16 protein-coding genes and 1 tRNA gene are annotated in these 19049 nt (G+C 68.2%); 10 read left to right on the forward strand and 7 right to left on the reverse strand.

Translation table 11 applies throughout. The annotated features are described in order from the left end of the window. Positions 1–11: 11 nt before the first annotated feature. A complete protein-coding gene (locus CLV29_RS15975) occupies positions 12–1154 on the reverse strand; it encodes an SGNH/GDSL hydrolase family protein (RefSeq protein ID WP_133756110.1) in 1143 nt (380 codons plus the stop codon). Between the two features lie 349 nt (positions 1155–1503). On the opposite strand from CLV29_RS15975, the gene CLV29_RS15980 reads away from it, so the two are divergent. Beyond that, the gene (locus tag CLV29_RS15980) at positions 1504–2022 is read left to right on the forward strand and encodes a YbhB/YbcL family Raf kinase inhibitor-like protein (protein WP_133756111.1); all 519 of its coding nucleotides are present in this window, start codon (positions 1504–1506) and stop codon (positions 2020–2022) included. After that, positions 2003–3433 carry an LssY C-terminal domain-containing protein gene (locus tag CLV29_RS15985; protein ID WP_133756112.1) on the forward strand — a complete coding sequence of 477 codons (1431 nt, stop codon included), beginning with the start codon at positions 2003–2005 and terminating at the stop codon, positions 3431–3433. The genes CLV29_RS15980 and CLV29_RS15985 overlap by 20 nt, the downstream gene beginning before the upstream one ends. Before the next feature lie 430 nt (positions 3434–3863). Here the strand turns inward: CLV29_RS15985 and CLV29_RS15990 are convergent, their stop codons facing one another. Then, positions 3864–4490 (reverse strand): aminodeoxychorismate/anthranilate synthase component II, encoded by a 627-nt coding sequence (locus CLV29_RS15990; RefSeq protein WP_133756113.1) that lies wholly within the window; start codon positions 4488–4490, stop codon positions 3864–3866. Between the two features lie 389 nt (positions 4491–4879). Between CLV29_RS15990 and CLV29_RS16915 the strand changes: the two genes are divergently transcribed. The 7 genes from CLV29_RS16915 to CLV29_RS16020 all read left to right on the forward strand — a co-directional run bounded on the left by CLV29_RS16915 (position 4880) and on the right by CLV29_RS16020 (position 11417). Further along, the gene (locus CLV29_RS16915) at positions 4880–5122 is read left to right on the forward strand and encodes a hypothetical protein (RefSeq protein ID WP_243831992.1); all 243 of its coding nucleotides are present in this window, start codon (positions 4880–4882) and stop codon (positions 5120–5122) included. 9 nt (positions 5123–5131) lie between these two features. After that, on the forward strand, positions 5132–5977 hold the full coding sequence (locus CLV29_RS15995) for an extracellular solute-binding protein (RefSeq protein WP_243831993.1): 846 nt from the start codon (positions 5132–5134) through the stop codon (positions 5975–5977). Between the two features lies 1 nt (position 5978). Continuing rightward, complete coding sequence (gene cysT, locus CLV29_RS16000; RefSeq protein WP_133756114.1) at positions 5979–6812, forward strand: sulfate ABC transporter permease subunit CysT; 834 nt, start codon at positions 5979–5981, stop codon at positions 6810–6812. Further along, positions 6805–7668, forward strand: coding sequence for a sulfate ABC transporter permease (locus tag CLV29_RS16005; protein ID WP_243831994.1), 864 nt, complete (start codon positions 6805–6807; stop codon positions 7666–7668). Before cysT ends, CLV29_RS16005 begins: the two co-directional genes overlap by 8 nt. Before the next feature lie 25 nt (positions 7669–7693). Continuing rightward, positions 7694–8698 carry a sulfate/molybdate ABC transporter ATP-binding protein gene (locus tag CLV29_RS16010; protein ID WP_133756115.1) on the forward strand — a complete coding sequence of 335 codons (1005 nt, stop codon included), beginning with the start codon at positions 7694–7696 and terminating at the stop codon, positions 8696–8698. A gap of 164 nt (positions 8699–8862) precedes the next feature. Further along, entirely contained in the window at positions 8863–9729 is an 867-nt protein-coding gene (gene ppk2, locus CLV29_RS16015; protein ID WP_243831995.1) for a polyphosphate kinase 2, read from the forward strand. Positions 9730–9809: 80 nt separating this feature from the next. After that, positions 9810–11417: an amidohydrolase gene (locus CLV29_RS16020; RefSeq protein ID WP_133756116.1), complete on the forward strand. Its 1608-nt coding sequence runs from the start codon at positions 9810–9812 to the stop codon at positions 11415–11417. Positions 11418–11495: 78 nt separating this feature from the next. Here CLV29_RS16020 and CLV29_RS16025 read toward each other — a convergent pair whose 3' ends face one another. The 5 genes from CLV29_RS16025 to CLV29_RS16045 all read right to left on the reverse strand — a co-directional run bounded on the left by CLV29_RS16025 (position 11496) and on the right by CLV29_RS16045 (position 17476). Next, complete coding sequence (locus CLV29_RS16025; RefSeq protein ID WP_133756117.1) at positions 11496–12479, reverse strand: NAD-dependent epimerase/dehydratase family protein; 984 nt, start codon at positions 12477–12479, stop codon at positions 11496–11498. After that, positions 12479–15211, reverse strand: coding sequence for an alpha/beta fold hydrolase (locus tag CLV29_RS16030; protein ID WP_243831996.1), 2733 nt, complete (start codon positions 15209–15211; stop codon positions 12479–12481). The genes CLV29_RS16025 and CLV29_RS16030 overlap by 1 nt, the downstream gene beginning before the upstream one ends. Continuing rightward, the gene (locus tag CLV29_RS16035) at positions 15208–16230 is read right to left on the reverse strand and encodes a 3-oxoacyl-ACP synthase III (RefSeq protein ID WP_133756119.1); all 1023 of its coding nucleotides are present in this window, start codon (positions 16228–16230) and stop codon (positions 15208–15210) included. Before CLV29_RS16035 ends, CLV29_RS16030 begins: the two co-directional genes overlap by 4 nt. A gap of 183 nt (positions 16231–16413) precedes the next feature. Continuing rightward, positions 16414–16496: transfer RNA gene (locus CLV29_RS16040), tRNA-Leu, on the reverse strand. 101 nt (positions 16497–16597) lie between these two features. Next, positions 16598–17476 carry a helix-turn-helix domain-containing protein gene (locus tag CLV29_RS16045; protein WP_133756120.1) on the reverse strand — a complete coding sequence of 293 codons (879 nt, stop codon included), beginning with the start codon at positions 17474–17476 and terminating at the stop codon, positions 16598–16600. A gap of 222 nt (positions 17477–17698) precedes the next feature. On the opposite strand from CLV29_RS16045, the gene CLV29_RS16050 reads away from it, so the two are divergent. Continuing rightward, positions 17699–18928 carry a DUF480 domain-containing protein gene (locus CLV29_RS16050; protein WP_133756121.1) on the forward strand — a complete coding sequence of 410 codons (1230 nt, stop codon included), beginning with the start codon at positions 17699–17701 and terminating at the stop codon, positions 18926–18928. Positions 18929–19049 lie beyond the last annotated feature (121 nt).

Genomic DNA, 19049 nt, shown 5'->3' on the forward strand with positions numbered 1-19049 from the left:
CGCAAACCCTTTCAGGAGCGGTCTGCCGCGCCCTGGTCCACCTGCACCTCGCGTTCGAGCTCGACCGGCACCAGCTGCGGACGTTTCGCCTCCCGTCCGCTGCGGTACTGCGGTCCGCGAATCCCGGAGACCACCCATGGGCCGAAGTGGCGCATGGTCCATTGCAGGTGGTCACCCATCCGCGGTTTGGCGTGGACGATCATCCGGGCGTCGAGGTCGGTCATCCAGTCCCGGTCGGCGCCGGGGACGCCGACCAGCCAAGACAGCGCCGCCCCGACCAGGGTGTGCCCGAGGGTGTTCAGGTGCAGCCGGTCCTCCCCCCACAGCCGCGGATCGGAGGCCATCGGGACCTGTTCGAAGTCGATCAGCTCCACCCCGTGCAGCAGTGCCGCCTCCCGCAGGATCCGGTTCAGCGTGTGCATCCGCTCGCGTACCACCGTGGCCAGCGGATTGGCCCGGCCGAGGTCCGGGTTGGTGAAGGTGAGCACCCGGATGCCGGCCGCCGTGGCGGTGGAGAACATCTCGTTCAGGTAGGCCGTGATGCTGACGAAATCGGGGCGCAGCCCGATCACATCGTTGATTCCCCCGGTGAAGGTCAGCAGATCCGGTTGCATCGCGATCGCCGCGTCGAACTGCCGCTCCCGGATGTCGGCCACCCGGAGCCCGCTGATCGCCAGGTTGGCGTACTCCAGGCCCGGTGAGGTGGTCGAGGCGAGTTGGGCGGCGAACCGGTCGGCCCAGCCTCGCCAGCCACCGGCGCCGTCGGAGTCGACCAGACCCTCGGTGTTGGAGTCGCCGATCGCCACGTACCGCCGGAAGCTGGACGAGCCCGACAACACCGGCGCCACGGTGTCGTCGACCAGCAACCGGATCAGGTTGCCCTCCGGATCGGCCACCTGATCGGCGATCGCATGACCCCCGGTACGCAGCACCTGGTCGATGCCGTTGTCCCGGTCGTGGACCCTCACCCCGAAGGAGCTGGGTTGTCCGCGCTCGGACAACTCGAAGACCAGCTTCACCCCATCCGGCGGAGCGACCACGGCACGGTCGGCTGCCGGCTCGAGCACCCGGCCGCCGAGCAGACGCGCCCAGTAGCAGGCCAGGGGCAGCGGGCTGGCGCTGGGCACGATGATCTGTTCCAGGAGCCGCGACATGGATCCATTGTGCCGCCGTCCCCCGACAACGGCGGCCACCTACGCAGTGGCCTCACCCACAGCCGGGCCAGCGGTCCCTCCGCGGCCGGCAGTCAGCAGTCAGCGGTGCTGGACCAGCGGCGGCACGATGGCCATTGCTGCGATGAGGACGACGCCGAAGACGGCGGCGGCGGTGATCAACAGGTTCAACATGGCTCCAGCCTGCAACGCGTACCCCGCTGCCAGCTCTGTCGATGCTGGGCATCGGCTGTGTATGTGCCGGCGGCCTCCGTACCCGGGAGAACGGTCGGCGGTATGCGATTACCGGTCCGGCCACGGTCCGCGAGTCGCGGGCGGTATCGTCGGGGCCATGAATCTCGAACGTCCAGTCGCACCCAATCCGTACGAGATCCTGCCTCAGGTCGGCTCGTTCACCCTGACCAGTGAAACCTTCTCCGAGGGTGACACCTTGGCTGCGCCGCAGACCGCCTCCGGTGGCAGTGTCGCTCCGCAGCTCAGCTGGTCCGGTTTCCCCGAGGGAACGAAGTCCTTCCTGATCTCCTGCTTCGATCCCGATGCACCGATTCCCGGTGGATTCTGGCACTGGGCCGTGGTCGGGGTGCCCGCCTCGGTGACCTCGCTGCCGCTCGGTGGCGCACTGCCCGAGGGGGCGCTGGCCCTGCCGAACAGCGGTGGCGAGGAGGCCTACATGGGCGCCGCACCGCCCCCCGGCGACCGGGCCCATCGCTACATCTTCGCGGTCAACGCACTGGACACCGAGTTCAGTGTTGATCCGGGCACCACACCGACCGTGGCGCACTTCCAATCGCTCGGGAACCTGCTCGCCCGGGCGACCCTGACCGGCACCTATGCAGAACCCGACGCCTGAGCCAGGCGCCCGTACCACCGAGGGGCCGGCGGCCGATTCCGTACCTACTGAGTCGGCGGATCCGGTCCCTTCGCCGAAAGCGCCACCGCACAAACCGCTGCCGGTCTACGACCACCCACCGGACAAGGTCTTCTCCGACGAGGTCCGGCCGCGCTACTTCACCGAACTGCTCGACGTCGGCTTCTTCGTCGTCGCCGCACTGGCGTCGATCTGGTTGGCGTTCATCCTCGCCGCCGACGGCCTGAGCATCTCCCGGCTCTGGTACTGGATCCCGTTCTGGGGGGTACTGGCCTATCTGGCACTCCCCCGGCTGCATCGGATCATGACCTGGATCTACGTCCCGGACTACTTCATCGGTCGCACCCGGACCAGCGACGGTCTGCTCGGCGACCCGGTGAACCTGGCCTTCCAGGGGCGGGAGAAACAGATCCACCAGGTGATGGAGGATTCGGGCTGGGTGCTGGCCCAGGAGATCACCCCGCGGACCACCTGGCGGATGATCGTCTCCTCGGTGCTCAAACGGTCGTACCCGCAGGCGCCGGTCAGCCCGCTCTTCCTGTTCGGCAACCGGCACAGCTTCGCCTACCAGCAGGAGGTGGACGGAAATCCGCACAAACGCCACCACGTGCGGTTCTGGGAGACCCCGGACGGCTGGTTGTTGCCCGGTGGGCACCGGGTCGGCTGGCTCGCCGCCGGCACCTATGACCGCTCGGTCGGTCTGTCGCTGTTCACCCTGCAGGTGACCCACCGGATCGATCAGAACATCGACATCGAACGCAACTACATCGTGAACACGATCGAGCACCACCACCCCGAGGTGCCGGTGGAGATCATCGAGGACTTCTCCACCGGTTATCACCACCGCAACGGTGGCGGCGACATGATCCAGACCGATGGCGACCTGCCGATCGTGGACCTGTCGGGGGTGCCGACTACCGGTTCGCAACCAGTGGCCAAGCCGCCGAAGCGTCCGGCATCGCTGTGGATCGGGTGCGCGCTGATCCTGTTGATGAGCATCGGACCGGCGGTGTCGGGAATCCTGATGGGGCTACGGCCCGAGGGCCTGGCCGCCGCACTCGCGCAAGCCGCCGACGCCGATGTCGACCTCAGCGTGATCCGGGCGACCATGTTCGGCCTCACCGGAGCCGTGGTGCTGTTGCTGACCGCGCTCGCCCTGTCCACCGCACTCGGCGTGGTCTGGACCAGGACGGTGCTGCTGTTCGCCCTGACCGGGTTTATCGTCGTCCTCGGCCTGACCGGTGCCGACGACAACCTGGCACGCTTGAGCATCTTCTCCCTGGCCATCCTGGCGCTGGTCTCCCTGTCCTCGACCTCGGTGCGTCAGTACGTGGAGGGGAAGCGCCAGCGGCTGCGCGACCTGGCACATCTGCCGCACCTGCCGCACCGCTGATCGCCCCCGACGTGCGGTCGGAATCGTCGAACTCGGCGTCGGGGTCGGTATCGGTTGGCCGGACAGGCGTGCGGGCATCGCGAGGCGTCTGTCGAGCCGACTGTGGGCGCATTTCCAGAACCCCCTCATCTGTTCCGCAGAACATGCACCCAAACGAGCCGAATGAGCGCGTTTGCTGCGGAACAGATGCAATGGACGCCCCTCTCAGCCCGATGGCACACCCGGCACCATGAGCTGATGGCACACCGGGCACCATGCGCCGATGGACTCGCCAGGCACCCATACGCCGATGGCACACCGGGGAGCACAGCACCGACGCGACCCGCGATGACCTACCGGACGCGACGGGGCATGGACGTCGACGGGCGCCGCCCCAGGAAATGGAACGCGACGAGGAAGCTGCGCCGACAGACCTTGAGCGCGGCGAGGCTCAGTTGCTGATCAGCGGCCGCATCTCCCGGGCCCGCTCCGGGGCCTCGGGGTCACCGCAGGTCGCCAGCCAATTCGCGAGCATCTGGTAACCACCTTCGGTGAGCACCGATTCCGGGTGGTACTGCACCGCTTCGACGGCGAGCTCCCGGTGCCGGACCGCCATGATCACCCCGGACTCGGTACGGGCGCTGACCTCCAGCACCTCGGGCAGGGACGGCGGTAGCAGCGCCAACGAGTGGTAGCGGGTGACCGTCAGCGGCTGTGGCAGGTCGGTGAAGATCCCTCGACCGTCATGGGTGATCACCGAGGTCTTGCCGTGCAACAGCTCCGGGGCCCGGTCGACCGTGCCGCCGTAGGCGACGGCGATCGCCTGCAGACCGAGGCAGACACCGAAGATCGGCGTCCGGCCACCCTCGGCCTTGATGATGTCGATACAGGCACCGGCGCGCTCCGGCGTACCCGGCCCGGGTGAGAGCAGGATCCCGTCGAACTCGGACAGGTCACCGGTCAGGCGCTCGTCATCATTGCGCCACACGGTGGTCTCCGCGCCGATCTGGCCGAGGTACTGCACCAGGTTGTAGACGAAGGAGTCGTAGTTGTCGACCACGAGAATACGTGCGGGCATGGGTCAATCCTGCCACTGTCCGCGCAACCCTGTTCACCGATCGACCGTCGTCATTCACCGCTGCTGCGGCGCACGATGCCATACCCGACGCCTCCTCCCCCGACATGTCATCGAGTGCCACTGCATCGGCGCTGCCCGTCACCGTCGGGCGATCACCGGGGTGCAATTGCCCGGCCACCACCGGGACACAACTACCCGACCACCACGGGGACACAACTACCCGACCACCACCGGGACACAACTACCCGACCACCATTGGGCGCAGCTACCCGAAGATGACTTCGTCGATTATCTCGACCAAATTGCGAGACATGCACGTGTTCGGTCGCGATCCCGGTTTGGATGAAGCCTCAACCGGTACACGAGGTACCGCCGGAGAAAGGTCACCCATGCCACGTCCCACTCGCCTGCTGGCAGCCAGCACAGCCCTGATCGGCTCGATTGCCCTGGTCGCCTGTGGCAGCACCGATGCGGGACTCTCCGGCGAAGGCCCCAATGCGGGTCAGACCATCAACATCGTCGGTTTCGCCGTACCCGAGGCCGCCAACAAGGCCATCGCCGAGGAGTTCAACAAGACCGAGGCCGGGGCGGGGGTCGAGTTCAGCACCTCCTACGGCGCTTCGGGCGACTAGAGCCGCGCAGTGGTGGACGGCCTGAAGGCCGACTACGTGCACCTGTCGGTGGCCAGCGATGTCGAACGCCTGGTCGACGCCGATCTCGTCTCCGAGGACTGGGACGCCGGGGAGAACGCCGGCATCGTCTCCACCTCGATCGTGGTCCTCGGGGTACGTGAGGGCAACCCGAAGAACATCCAGGGCTGGGACGACCTGGTCAAGCCCGGGGTCGAGATCGTCACCGCCAACCCGGCCTCCTCCGGCGCCGCCCGGTGGAACGCCCTGGCCGCCTGGGGACATGTGACCGAGAACGGTGGCAGCGAGGAGGAGGCGACCGCGTTCGTCGACCAGCTCTTCGCCAATGTGGTCTCGTTGACCAACAGCGACCGCGACGCCACCCAGAGCTTCCTCGGCGGCACCGGTGACGTGTTGCTGGCCTACGAGAACGAAGCGATCCTGGCCACCCAGAGCGGTGAGGGATTCGAGTACGTGATTCCCGAGACCACCCTGCTGATCGAGAACCCGGGGGCGGTGCTGAACGAGGCCACACCGGCGGCCAACGACTGGCTCGACTTCGTGCTCAGCCCCGACGGCCAGCGCCAGTTCGTCCTGACCGGTTTCCGACCGGTGAACCCGGAGGCACCGGGTGAGGCCGACCTGGCCGAGTACGGACTGACCCCCGAGGGCATCGAAGGCGCCGCCGACCCGGCCAACCCGTACCCCGAAGTGCCGCATCTGCTCACCCTGACCGAGAACTTCGGCGGGCCCGGCTGGGGCGGCATCGCCGACAAGCTCTTCAGCGACGGCTCCGACGGTGAACCCACCGGGATCGTCACCGAGGCGATCGCCAAATCGGGCAAGGCCACGTCCTGAGATGACCAGCACCACCGTCGGCCGGCCGGGGATCACCCGGCCGGCCCTGGGCAATCTGGACCGGACCTCGGGGATCGGTCTGGGGATCACCCTGCTCTGGTTCAGCCTGCTGGTGCTGATCCCGCTGGCGGCGGTGATGATCACCGCCACCGAGGGCGGTTGGTCGGGTTTCTGGTCCGCGATCAGCAACGAGCAGACCGCCCACGCGATCTCGATCACCCTCGGCACCGCCGCAGCGGTCACCGGGCTCAACATCATCACCGGTACGGCGATCGCCTGGGTGCTGGTCCGCGACGAGTTCCCCGGCAAACGCCTGCTGGAGATGATTATCGACGTACCGTTCGCACTGCCGACGATCGTCGCCGGTCTGGTGCTGTTGTCGCTGTACGGCAATGACAGCCCGCTCGGGCTGGACCTGGCCAACTCCGCGGCCTCGGTCTACCTCGCCTTCCTGTTCGTCACCTTGCCCTTCATCGTCCGCATGGTGCAGCCGGTGCTGGAGCAGCTCGACGGGGAGGTGGAGGAAGCTGCCGCCACCTTGGGCGCCAGCCGATTCACCGTCTTCCGGCGGGTCATCCTGCCCACCCTCACCCCGGCCATCGCCGCCGGAGCGGCCCTCAGCTTCGCCCGCGGTGTGGGTGAGTACGGGTCCTTGGTGCTGCTTTCGGGGAACCTTCCGTTCGTCTCCGAGGTGGCCTCGGTACGGATCCTCAGCGCGATCGAGAACGACAACCGGGCCGCCGCCTCCTCCATCGCGGCGCTGCTGTTGATCATCTCGCTGCTGGTGATCGTCGCCCTCGATCTGATCCAGAGGCGGGTGGCCGGTCGTGACTGAACTGCAGACTCCAGAACCGGTGACCATCGCCCCGCGTCGCCGACGGGCCCGTCGTCGCGGCCCGGTGACCTATCTGTTGCGGCTGGGCGTCATCGCCTACCTGGTGCTGCTGGTCGGGTGGCCGATGGTGCTGATCGTCACCACCACCTTCGCCGACGGCTTCTCGGTGCTGGAATCGGTGTTCAGCGATGCCGACCTGGTGCATGCGATCCGGCTCAGCATCGTGGCAGCGGTGGTCGCGACCGTGATCAACACCGTCTTCGGGGTGTCGATCTCGCTGCTGCTGGTCCGCCGCGAGTTCCCCGGCAAACGCCTCCTCAGCGCCCTGTTGGATCTTCCGTTGTCGGTCTCCCCGATCGTCATCGGGCTGGCGCTGGTGCTGGTCTACGGCGGACGCAACGGCTGGTTCGGCCCGACGCTGGAGAGCTGGGGGCTGCAGATCATCTTCGCCACCCCCGGAATCATCCTGGCCACCGCCTTCGTCTCCCTGCCGCTGGTGATCCGGGAGGTCGTCCCCGTGCTGCACGAGATCGGCACCGAGTCCGAGCAGGCCGCACACAGCTTGGGCGCGTCTGCCTGGCAGACGTTCTGGCGAGTGACCTTGCCGGCGATCAAGTGGGCCGTCGTCTACGGGGTCGTGCTCACCGCAGCCCGCTCCCTCGGTGAGTTCGGCGCGGTGAAGGTGGTCTCGGGCAATGTCTTGGGCCAGACCCGTACCGCCACCTTGGCCGTGGAGGAGCTGTACCTGAACTTCGACCAGGAGGCGGCCTACGGCATCGCCTTCCTGCTGGCCAGCGTCTCGGTGATCGCCATCGTCATCGTCTCCCTGCTCCGTACCCGCTCCGACCGGGTCTGACCCGTCGACGAAGAACGAGGAATCCATGAGTATCGAACTGAGCAAGATCAGCAAGTCCTTCGGTGGCTTCCATGCCCTCTCCGAGGTCGATCTGTCGATCCCGACCGGGCGCCTGACCGCGCTGCTGGGACCCTCCGGCGGCGGCAAGACCACCTTGCTGCGGATCATCGCCGGACTGGAGCAACCCGATTCCGGCACCGTCGAGATCGACGGCCGGGAAGCGACCGACCTGCCGGTGCAGAAGCGCAATGTGGGTTTCGTCTTCCAGCACTACGCCGCGTTCAAACACCTGTCGGTACGCCGCAACGTCGCCTTCGGATTGGAGATCCGTCGACGACCGAAGGCGGAGATCGACAAGCGGGTCGACGAGTTGCTGGAACTGGTCCGCCTCGGCGAGTTCGGGCACCGCAAGCCGGCCCAGCTCTCCGGCGGTCAGCGCCAGCGGATGGCGCTGGCCCGGGCGCTGGCGATCGAGCCCGGTGTACTGCTGTTGGACGAACCCTTCGGTGCCTTGGACGCGAAGGTACGCAAGGAGCTGCGCGACTGGTTGCGGCGGCTGCACGACGAAGTCCCGGTGACCACGGTCTTCGTCACCCATGATCAGGAGGAGGCGTTGGAGGTCGCCGACACGATCGTGGTGATCAACAACGGCCGGATCGAGCAGATCGGCACCCCCGACGAGCTGTACGACTCCCCCGCCACCGAGTTCGTGCTGAACTTCCTCGGCCCGGTGACCAGCATCGCCGGCCGTTCGGTACGCCCGCACGACATCGAGGTACTGACCGCCCCCGTACCGGGGGCCGTCGAGGGGACCCTGCGAAGGATCACCCGGGTGGGTTTCGAGGTCCGCTGGGAGGTCGATCTGAGCACCCAGGAGGCGCCGGTGCTGGTGACCCTGACCCGCCGGCAGGCCGCGGACTTCGAGGCCGAGGTCGGCTCCCGGGTGCTGCTGCTCCCGCCGCCTCCGCTCGACGGACCCGCCGGCGACCGGGCCGAGGCCCACGTACCAGCGACCGCCGGGGCGTCCTGACGCCGGCCCGCCCGCGTTCCCGGCTCGCCTGATTCCCCCATTCGGGCACTGTCCCGAACGCCCACCGGGCCACCCCGCGACACCCCGAATACGACACATTGTCGTAATCGGCCCCCGCGGTGGCGCCGGTTTGCCACACTGGTGGTCTGCCGAGACGAAAGGGCGTGGTGGCGGTGGGCAAGAAGTCTCCTCCGACCGGGGCCGACGACTGGGTCGCCAAACCGGTCCGGGACCATCCGGAGCGCTACAACAAGCAGGGCAAGCTGAAGGGGTCGTTCTACGACGCCGAGATCGAGCGCTTGCAGGAACAACTGGTCCTGCTGCAGTACTGGATCCAGCAACAGGGACTGAAGGTGGTGGTGATCTTCGAGGGTCGCGGCACTGCCGGCAAGGGCGGAGTGATCAAACGGATCACCGAACGCACCAGCCCCCGGACGGTCCGGGTGGCCGCACTGCCGAAGCCCACCGAGCGCGAACAGACCCAGTGGTACTTCCAGCGCTATGTCGAGCACCTGCCGGCCGGTGGGGAGATGGTGCTGTTCGACCGCAGTTGGTACAACCGCTCGAATGTGGAATGGGTGATGGGCTTCTGCACCGCCGAGGAGCACGAGGAGTTCCTGCGTACCGCACCGGAGTTCGAGCGGATGTTGGTCAGGTCGGGTGTGATCGTGATCAAGTACTGGTTCTCGGTGTCCTACGAGGAGCAGCGCCGGCGCTTCCAGGCCCGCAATGCCGAACCGATCAAGCGCTGGAAGCTCTCGGACATGGACCTGGCCGAGCACCGGTTGTACGTCAAGTACTCGATGGCCAAGGACACGACCTTCCAGTACACCGACATCAAGCAGGCGCCGTGGTACGTCGTCCCCTCCGATGACAAGAAGGCCGCCCGGTTGAACTGCATCTCCCACCTGCTGAGCCAGTTCGACTACACCGATGTGGCACCTGAGCCGGTGGTCCTGCCGGAGATGGAACAGATGCCCTATGTGCGGCCACCGATCCAGGAACAGACCTTCGTCCCGCAGTTGTTCTGAGCCGGATCGCCGATCATCGCCTCGGTCCTGAGCGACGATCGCCGACGACCGGTCCCGACACCCTTCCGAACGGAGCCAGCATGGTTGACCTGATCGTTCACGGTGCGCAGCTGCGCACGATGACGCCGGAGTCGAACCCGGCGCAGACGGCGCTGGCCGTGCGGGGCGGGCGGATCGTCGGCATCGGCAGCGATGCCGAGGTGCTGGCAACCGCCGGTCCGCACACCCGGGTGATCGATGCCGCCGGGCGGACGGTGACGCCGGGGTTGATCGATGCCCACTGTCACCCGGTCTGGGGAGCCGAGCTGACCGTCGGGGTCGACCTCGGCGGTCTCGATCTCGCCGGGGTACGCCAGGCGCTGGCCGCTGCCGCAGCACAGCTCGGCCCCGAGGAGTGGGTACGCGGATGGAATCTCGACTACAAGGTCTTCGACGGCCCGATCACCGGTGAGCTGTTCGACGAGGCTATCGGCTCCCGGCCGCTGGTGATGATCTTCTTCGATCTGCACACCGCGGTCGCCAACTCCCGGGCCCTGGCCCTGGCCGGAATGGACGGCCGGGAGGCCTTCGACGCCGCCAGCACCGTGGTGGTGGACGCTGACGGCCGACCGACCGGTGAGCTGCAGGAGATGCCTGCCTATCTGCGGCTGTTGGAGGCCGCACCGGTGCTGCCACGGTCGGAGGTGGCACGGCTCACCCGGTCGGAGCTGCAGAAGATGGCCGCCTCCGGGGTGACCACCACGACGATCATGGACGGCCGCGAGGACACCTTGGAGGTGCTCGCCGAGATCGAGGAAGCCGATCAGCTGCCGGTCCGCCTGGTGGTGGCGATGTGGCATGAACCGGGCGACGACGATGCACAACTCGCCCGACGCCAAGGACTGCTCGGCAGTGGCGGACGGCACTGGCAGGTGAGCATGATCAAGATCTTCCTGGACGGGGTGATCGACTCCGGTACGGCCTGGCTGCACGCCCCGGACACCGCCGGAGGTTCCCGGGTGCCGTTCTGGGACTCCCTCGACCGGTACGCCGAAGTGGTCGATGCCTATCACTCGGCCGGCTGGCAGATCGCCACCCACTCCTGTGGTGATGCCGGGGTGGCCGAGGCAGCCAAGGTGTACTCCCGGCTGGGAGCGCCGAAGGGTGGCGGTGCGCACCGGGTGGAGCATCTGGAGACGCTCACCGATGATGATCTTGCCGCGGTCGCCGAGTCAGGCCTGATCGCCTCCATGCAACCGCTGCACATGCAGTGGCGGGAGGCCGACCATGCCGACTCCTGGGCCACCCGCCTGGGGCCGGAGCGCGCCGCCCACGGCTTCCGGGTGCAGGATCTGCTGCGCGCCGGTGCCCGGGTCGCGCTCGGATCGGACTGGCCGGTGGCCCAGAACGATGCCCGGTTGGGAATGGCCTGGGCCCGGTTGCGGCGGCTTCCCGGTTCACCGGAGGCACCGGTCTTCGAGGCCGACCAGTGTCTGAGTGGCGAACAGGCGCTGTTGGGCTACACCCGGTGGGCAGCACCGGCCGTCGGCCGCGACGACCTGGGGACGATCGCGGTCGGCGCGACGGCCGACCTGGTGCTGTGGGCCGACGATCCGGTGACGACCGATCCCGATCGGTTGCCCGAGCTCGACGTGGCGATGACGATCATGGAAGGTCGAATCGTGCATCTCTCACCGCAATTCGACTGACGGCCGGACCGACAGCGACGGCGGGGATGGGCGAGACGTCGCGATGACTTTGTCGGTCCGCCCGGAGTTCTCCCGGCCTCAGGAAGCGGCAGCCGCCAGTCTCTCGAACCCCTCGGCCAGGCTCACCCGCGGACGCCAGTCCAGCACCTGCCGGGTCTCCCGCTGGTCGAACCAGTGCGCGGTCGACAACTGTTCGGCCAGGAACCGGGTCAACGGCGGCTCGGTGATCTCCGGCACCCCGGGCAGTCGCGCTGCCGCCCACATCGCCCCCTCCACCGCGGCACCGGCCGTCCACGCGAGCGACGGCGGGATCCGCAGGGTCGGGACCGGTACGCCCCCGGCGGTGCAGATGTCGGCCATCAGTTCCCCGATCGGCCGCGGTTCACCGTTGGTGACCACGAGGGCCCGACCCTGGGCGGTCTCGATCCGGTCCAACGCGGCGACGATCGCATCCACGGCATTCGTGACATAGGTGGTGTCCATCAATGCCGTCGCCGGGCCCAGCAGCGGCAACCGGCCCGAGCGGGCACGGTCCTGGATCCGGCCGATCAACTGGGTGTCGCCGGGCCCCCAGACAAGATGCGGACGGATTGCGGTGACCGCGAATCCGGGCCGGTCGGCGGCCAGGGCGAGCAGTTCGGCGGCGGCCTTGCTGCGGGCGTAGTTACCCCGGGCGTGGCGCGGATCTGCAGGCCCGGCGCCGACTCCGACCAGTGAGCGTCCGGCGTGGGCGACCGAGGGCGAGGAGATCTGCACGAACGCACCCACGCCTGCCTCCTGGGCTGCCTGCAGCAGGTTCTGCGTACCGTCGATGTTGGTCCGGACATAGTCGGCCCAGGCGCCGACCACATTCACCTTCGCCGCCAGGTGGATCACCGCGTCCTGGCCGGCGGTGGCCCGGCCGACCACGTCGGGATCGCCGAGATCCCCGCGTACCTCACGAAACGGGCCACCGGGCAGCGACCGGCGTTGCAGCACGGTGACGGTCTCGCCACGACGGTCCAGGGCATCGGCCACTCCGCGGCCGAGCATTCCCGACGCGCCGGTCACCAGCACCCGCATCAGCGGCTCCTGGTCACCGGGGCCGAGCCGGTACGCGGTTTCAGCGCCCGGGCTGCGTCCTTGCCGTGCAGCCAGCGGGTGGCCCAGCGCGCCAGCGCGGACCGGTCCACCTTCGAGGCATGGCGGATGTCGACCGGCAGCCAGTCGGCCTCCAGTACGGCGGCGAAGTCCACGCCGGCGGCTTCGCGTACCGTCTGCGCCACCCGTGCCGGTACGAGCGGTGAGCGCCGCGGCACCCGACCGTTCGGCACGATCACCGCCACCGGTTGCTGGGTGCCGACCGGCCCGACGCCGACCACTGCGGCGGCGCTGACACCGGGCAGTTGCTCGATCAGTTCCTCCGGGCCGTAGGGGGTCAGCGGCCCGTCGGCGGTCCACAGCACATGGGCCACCCGCCCCTGCACCCAGAGCCGGCCATCGGCGTCGTAGCAGCCCACGTCACCGCTGCGGTGCCAGCCGGGTGGGCACTCGCTGGCGACCTGAGTGCCCCAGAGCCGGTCGTAACGAGTCTTGGTGTGCGGGCCGAAGATCACGATCTCGCCGACCACCCCGGGATCGGTGGTCAGATCCTCCGGTGCCGCACCCAGCGGATTGAGTGCCACGGTGACCGCCGGCAGCGGCGTACCGACGCAGACCCCGGACGGTGAACCGGGCACCGGTTCGAGTGTGGTCGGGTCGATCGTTGCCACCGGCAGCGCTTCGGTCATCCCGTACGGCGTGTGGGTCGCCGCCTGCGGCAGCAACTGCTTCACCTGCCGCAACAGCGCCGGGGGTACGGGGGCGCCGGCGGACAGCACCAGCTCCGGGCGTTGCAGGGCCGTGCGTTGCTTCGGGCTCAGGGCTGCCGCGGTCGCCACCACATTGCGCAGCGCGGCCGGGGAGACGAAGACGATCGTGGCGTCGGCCCGTTCGACCGCCTCGGCCAGGGCCGCAGCGGTCAACGTGTGCGGCGCGGTGACGTCCATGTCCGGCACCGCCGAGGCCATTCCCAGGGCCGGTCCGTAGAGCGCGAAGGGGGCGAAGGCGGCGACGAAGCTGTCGTCGTGGCCGAAGCCGAAACCGTCGCGCAACAAGGCGATCTGCGCGCTCAACCGGGTACGGCTGTAGACCACACCCTTCGGCGGCCCGGTGGCTCCGGAGGTGAACAGGATCGCCCCATCGGCATCGGGTGCAGGTTCGGAGTCGGGCAGTTCGACACCGGTACCGTCCTCGATCAGTTCGGCGATCCGCCGACCCTCGAACCGGATCCGGCTGCCGGGCACCCCGGTCAGGCCGGTCAGGACCAGCGCCTTGCCGATCCCGACCACATGATCGACACCGGCACCGCGCAGGGCGCCGGCCATCCTTCGCAGACCCAGTCCGGCATCGGCGATCACGATCACCGCACCGAGCCGCCAGAGGGCGTAGACCACCGTGGTCAGATCGATTCCCGGCGGCACCAGCACCGCCACCCGATCTCCGGGTTCGACTCCCCGGGCCGTCAGGCCACGTGCCACCGCGCTCACCCGTTCGGCCAGATCCCCGAAGGTGATCGACGTCGGCCGATCACCGAGTTCGACGATCGCGGTACCCCCGGGATCGGTGACGTCGACGACGATCGGCACACCACCCACCTGCGCCGCTGCCGCGCGCGCATGATCATCGACGTGGTCATCGCCAGGGGATCGGTCGTGATCGGGTCGATCATCGGCCGCCTCTCCGTTGTCATGATCGACAACCCGATGATCACCAGCTGTCCGCTCGGCGGGTTCATGATCATCGCGTACCCGATCATCGGCGAGGTGGGTGGTGATCCACTGCCAGATGAAGCCGATCCCTTCGGGCCGGTCCTCCAGGACCAGATGGGACGCGCCGGCGAAACGGTGCACATCGGCCTGCGGCAGCCGTTGCATCAGGTCGTCGAGGTAGAGCTGGGAGAACACCGGATCCGATGGTCCCCAGACCAGCAGTGCGGGGAGGTCGGCGACCTTGTCCAGCCCGTTCCCGATGGCCTGCAGAGCCGCCATCGAGCGGTGTTCGTCGGCCAGGGGGATGTCGGCGACGAAGTCGGCCACGGCCCGGCGCCGGGAGGCGCTGTCGTAGGGGGCAGCGAACGCATCGCGCAGTTCCCGTCGCAGCGGTGGTCGGGAGATCGCGGTGGTCGCCCGGACGAAGGCGGGGGTACGCCGGCAGACCAGGTCCAACAGCAGCGGGGATCGGGCGATCCGGATCGCCGTCGGAGCGGGTGAGGAGGCCGGCTGGTGCACCGCGGTGTTGGTGAGCACGATGCCGGCCAGCAGATCGGTGTGGGCCAGGGCCCAGCCGAGTCCGATCGGCCCGCCCCAGTCATGGGCGAGCAGGACGACCGGGCCGGCCAGGCCGAGCGCGTCGCTCAGGTCACCCAGGTCGTCGACCCGCTCAGCCAAGGTGCGGGGCCGATCGGTCCGGTCGGAGAACCCCATCCCGAGCTGGTCGAGTGCGATCACCCGCCAGCCGGCCGGTGCCTGGTCGATCACATTGCGCCACAGATAGGACCAGGTCGGGTTGCCGTGGACGCAGAGCACGGTGCCGATGATCTCGGTTCCGGCTGCCTGCAGTTGCGGGCCGTTGTCCAGCAGATGCCAGGTGTGGTGGTCGCCGCGACGATCGGTGGTCCGGATCCAGCGCGACAGCGCCGGGTCCAGTTCGGGCAGCCGGGGCAGGACCTCCGGGGCGAGTGCGGTCGGATCGATTCCGGCGCTCGCGGCTGTCACCAGCGCAGTTCCATGCAGGTCATGTTCAACCCCGAACCGATGCCCATCATCAGCACCCGGTCACCGCTGGCGAGGTTGTCCTGTTCCTTGGCCAGGGTGATCGCCACCGCAGCCGGTCCGACATTGCCCAAGGTGGGGAAGGTCAGCGGGATCCGGTCCACCGGCAGGCCGAGCGCCTCGGCGGTCTTGGTCGTGTGCGGCTGGCTGACCTGGTGGACGAAGTAGCGGTCCATGTCGACCCAGTCGAACTCGGAGGCTGCGTCCTTCCACAGGTCGGTGGCCAGTTCCATGCCGGCGACCATCAGGCCCTGGGCGTCGGTCCGCATCTGCTCGAAGTCGCCGACGCAGAGCTCATTGTGCTGGGTCGCCGCGCGCGAGGCTCCACCGATCACCGGGTGCCCTTCGGGGTGCTCACTGGAGCGGCCCAGCACCATCGCCGCGGCCCCGGATCCCAGGGTCAGGGTGGCGAACTCGGCGAAGAGGTCCTTGGCCGTCGAGTCCGGTCCGCCGAGGCGCGCCAGGGTACGTTCCTGCGGTACCCGCGATCCCTCGCCGTCGACGATCAGTGCGTAGTCGATCTGTCCGGCGTCGATCATGGTCGCCGCCAGCTGCATCCCGTTGACGAAGCCGAGGCAGGCATTGGTCAGGTCGAAGTTCAGACAGCTGGTCGGCAGCCCGAGCTCGTGATGCACCCGTACCGCCACCGAGGGCTCCAGGTTCTCCCGGCACACCGAGGTGTTGATCATCAGGCCGATCTGGTCAGCCTCGACCCCGGCGGCCTGCATCGCCTGCCGACCGGCCTCGATCGCACCGTCGACGAAGCTCACACCCTCGGGCCACCAGCGGCGTTCCTTGATCCCGGCGAGCTTGGTCAGCATCCCCGGACGCATGCCGTTGCGCCCGTAGGAGTCCCCTATTCGCTCGTCGAACTCCTCCGAGGTCTTCACCTCCGGTGCATCCACTGCAGTGACCGACAACACCGCAGTGTCGTTGTGCCGGAAGGTGATGTTGCCGCTCATGAAACCTCGGGTCCGTCGTTGATAGCTGACCACGTAATCACACCACATGAATCCAAGTCGTGTGCCCGGGGCCGCTCCGGGCGGCAGTACGGCCTCGCGCGCGACGGGCCGAAACCACCGGGAAAACCGAAACGGTGGTGATGCGGATCGTCGCGATCCCCATTCACCACCGTCTCCTGTGGGTGCGCGAGAGAGGATTTGAACCTCCACGCCCTTGCGGACACTGCCACCTGAAGACAGCGCGTCTACCGTTCCGCCACTCGCGCAATGCTCATCCCTGAGCGACAACAGACCGTAGCACGATCACGGCGCCGACCCCAACTCCGGCGACCTGCCGCAGGGACTTCGCCGTACCCGCGACCGCGGTTCACCAGGTCCAGATGAATCCGTGGGCCCGCCCCGGGGCCATCCGCTGCTGTTCGACGCAGAACGAACCGGAGGGAGTCGGGCTCACCGGATCGCTGAGCACCGGAGTACGCCGGTTGCCCGAGACCCAGAAGGGGCGGATGACCCGCGGCACCCGGCCACGGAACCGCAGTTCCATCCGCAGCAGGTCGATCGTCGAGCGGGTCCCGGAGACGACCCGGTCGGGCAGCCTGCTGGTCCGGCGGATCTCGGTCGGCAACCGCTCGTCGGTGCTGTAGCCGTAGGTGATCGAATCCCCACGCCGGAGCGTCCGATCGAACTTCAGTTCGTAGACCACCACATTGTGCTGCGGCAGCACCCACTGTCCGGACAGCGAGCAGCCGTACATGTCGTGCATCTCCGGCACCCCGTGCCGGGGCCCGTCGGAGTAGTTGCAGACTCGCAGCACATGGGTCAGCTCGGGGACGGTGGAGGTGATCACGCGCTGGGTACGGGTCAGCTCGAAGTGACCGTCGCGGCCGATGTGGACCTGGTTGTGGTGGAACTGGCTGGTCCAGCTGCCCCCGAGCGCGGCCGTGGAGTGAATTCCCCGCAGTTGGCCCTGCAACAGTTCCGGGGAGGTTCGCAGCATTTCCGCCAAGGCGGTGACGGACGGCGATACCCCTTGTCCGGAGAGTTGAGCGAGTTCATCACGGGAAAGCTCCAACCCGAAGGCGATCGAACGGATCGTCGCCGCGTGCGGGCGCTTGCTCTGCCCGTTCTCGATCGCCCGAATGGATCGCTGGCTGACGCCGGAGCGATCGGCCAATTGTGCTTGGGTCAGGCGACGTTGCTCACGCAGTGCGCGCAGCTCCGTACCGGCGACCATGGTCCGTTCCATGGCCGAGATTATGCCGGGGGAAGGATCGCCGATCACCGGCAGAAAACCGGCAATTTCGAGTTGCCGGGCGGCAACAATCTGAGATTTCCCTTGACATTCGATCAGAAAACCGGAGCTGCGCCTCAGGCAGCGCCATCCGAGATGTTTGCCGCCGGTACCGACCTCGTCCCCGACCGCCTGGACAGTACATCGCGGTGAACGATTGTTGAACCCTTCGTAACAATGCAGGACTCTAGAGTTGTTCCCGTGAATGGAATTCCCGAATTGACCAGTGAGGAACAACGCGTACTCGGCAGTTTACTTGAAAAAGAAATAACCGTGCCGGGCAGCTATCCCATGACGCTCAATGCCGTACGCACCGCCTGCAACCAGACCTCCAGCCGCGAGCCGGTGGTCGACTACGACGAGCCGACGGTGAACGAGACCCTGCGGCAGTTGCGCGATGCCGACCTGGTGACCACCACCTGGGCCGGTTCCGGACAGCGCAGTGTGAAGTTCGCCCAGACCGTGGCCGCCCGCCAGGGCTGGTCACCGCAGGTACGGGCGCTGCTGACCGTGCTCCTGCTCCGCGGCGCGCAACCGGCCGGAGCCCTGAAGACCCGCGCCGAGCGGTTGCACGGTTTCACCGACCGCTCCCAGGTGGAGGCAACTCTGCGAGCCATGGCCACCGCCGAACCCGCCCTGGTCCGCGAGCTGCCCAGGCGACCGGGGCAACAGGACCCCCGCTGGATCCACCTGCTGGGGCCGGTCGCTGCCACCGAGGACGCAGCGCCGGCACCACCGGCCGACCTGGAGACCCCGCTGGCGGAGGGCTCGCAGGTACGCGACCAGCGGGTCCGTACCAGCTACGGCGTGATCGCCGCCGACTACGCCGAGGCGCTGGTCGACGAGCTGCCCGACCTGCCGTTCGAGCGATGGCTGTTGCAGCGAGTCGTCGAGTTGGCTGCCGGGGCGCCGATCGCCGACGCCGGCTGCGGACCGGGCCACGTCACCGACCACCTGGCCGGACTCGGGGCGCAGGTGAGGGGCATCGACCTCAGCGGTGAGATGATCGAGCAGGCACGGACCCGGTTCCCCGACCACGACTACCGGGTCGGTGACCTGCGCCAGCTGCTGCGGCCGGAGAATGCCGACGGTTGGGGTGCGGTCCTCGGCTGGTACTCGCTGATTCACCTGACCGCCGCCGAACTGCCGGCGGCCGTGGCATCCCTGGTCCGGCCGCTGCGCCCCGGCGGGTGGCTGCTGGTCGGCCTACATGCCGGTGCCGAGGTGATCCGGCACCCGAACTGGTTCGGCCACCAGATCGAGCTCGACTTCGTGTTCCACCCTCCCGAGTCGGTGGTCGCCGCCTTCGGGGCAGCCGGCCTGACCGACCTGGAGTACTACGTGCGAGGCCCGCAACGGCAGGAGACCACCACCCGCTGCTACGTCCTCGGCCGACGGCCCGACTGAGCCGCCCGGCCCACCCCACCGGGGTTCCGGACCGGGCCCAGACCCTCCACCTGCGGTCGAGAACCCACGCACGAAAAGTGTCACCGGCAGCGGCGCCCGTTAGTATCGGGGCCGGGTGCCC

Origin of the sequence: Naumannella halotolerans, from assembly GCF_004364645.1 — a bacterium.
Taxonomy (GTDB): domain Bacteria; phylum Actinomycetota; class Actinomycetes; order Propionibacteriales; family Propionibacteriaceae; genus Naumannella; species Naumannella halotolerans.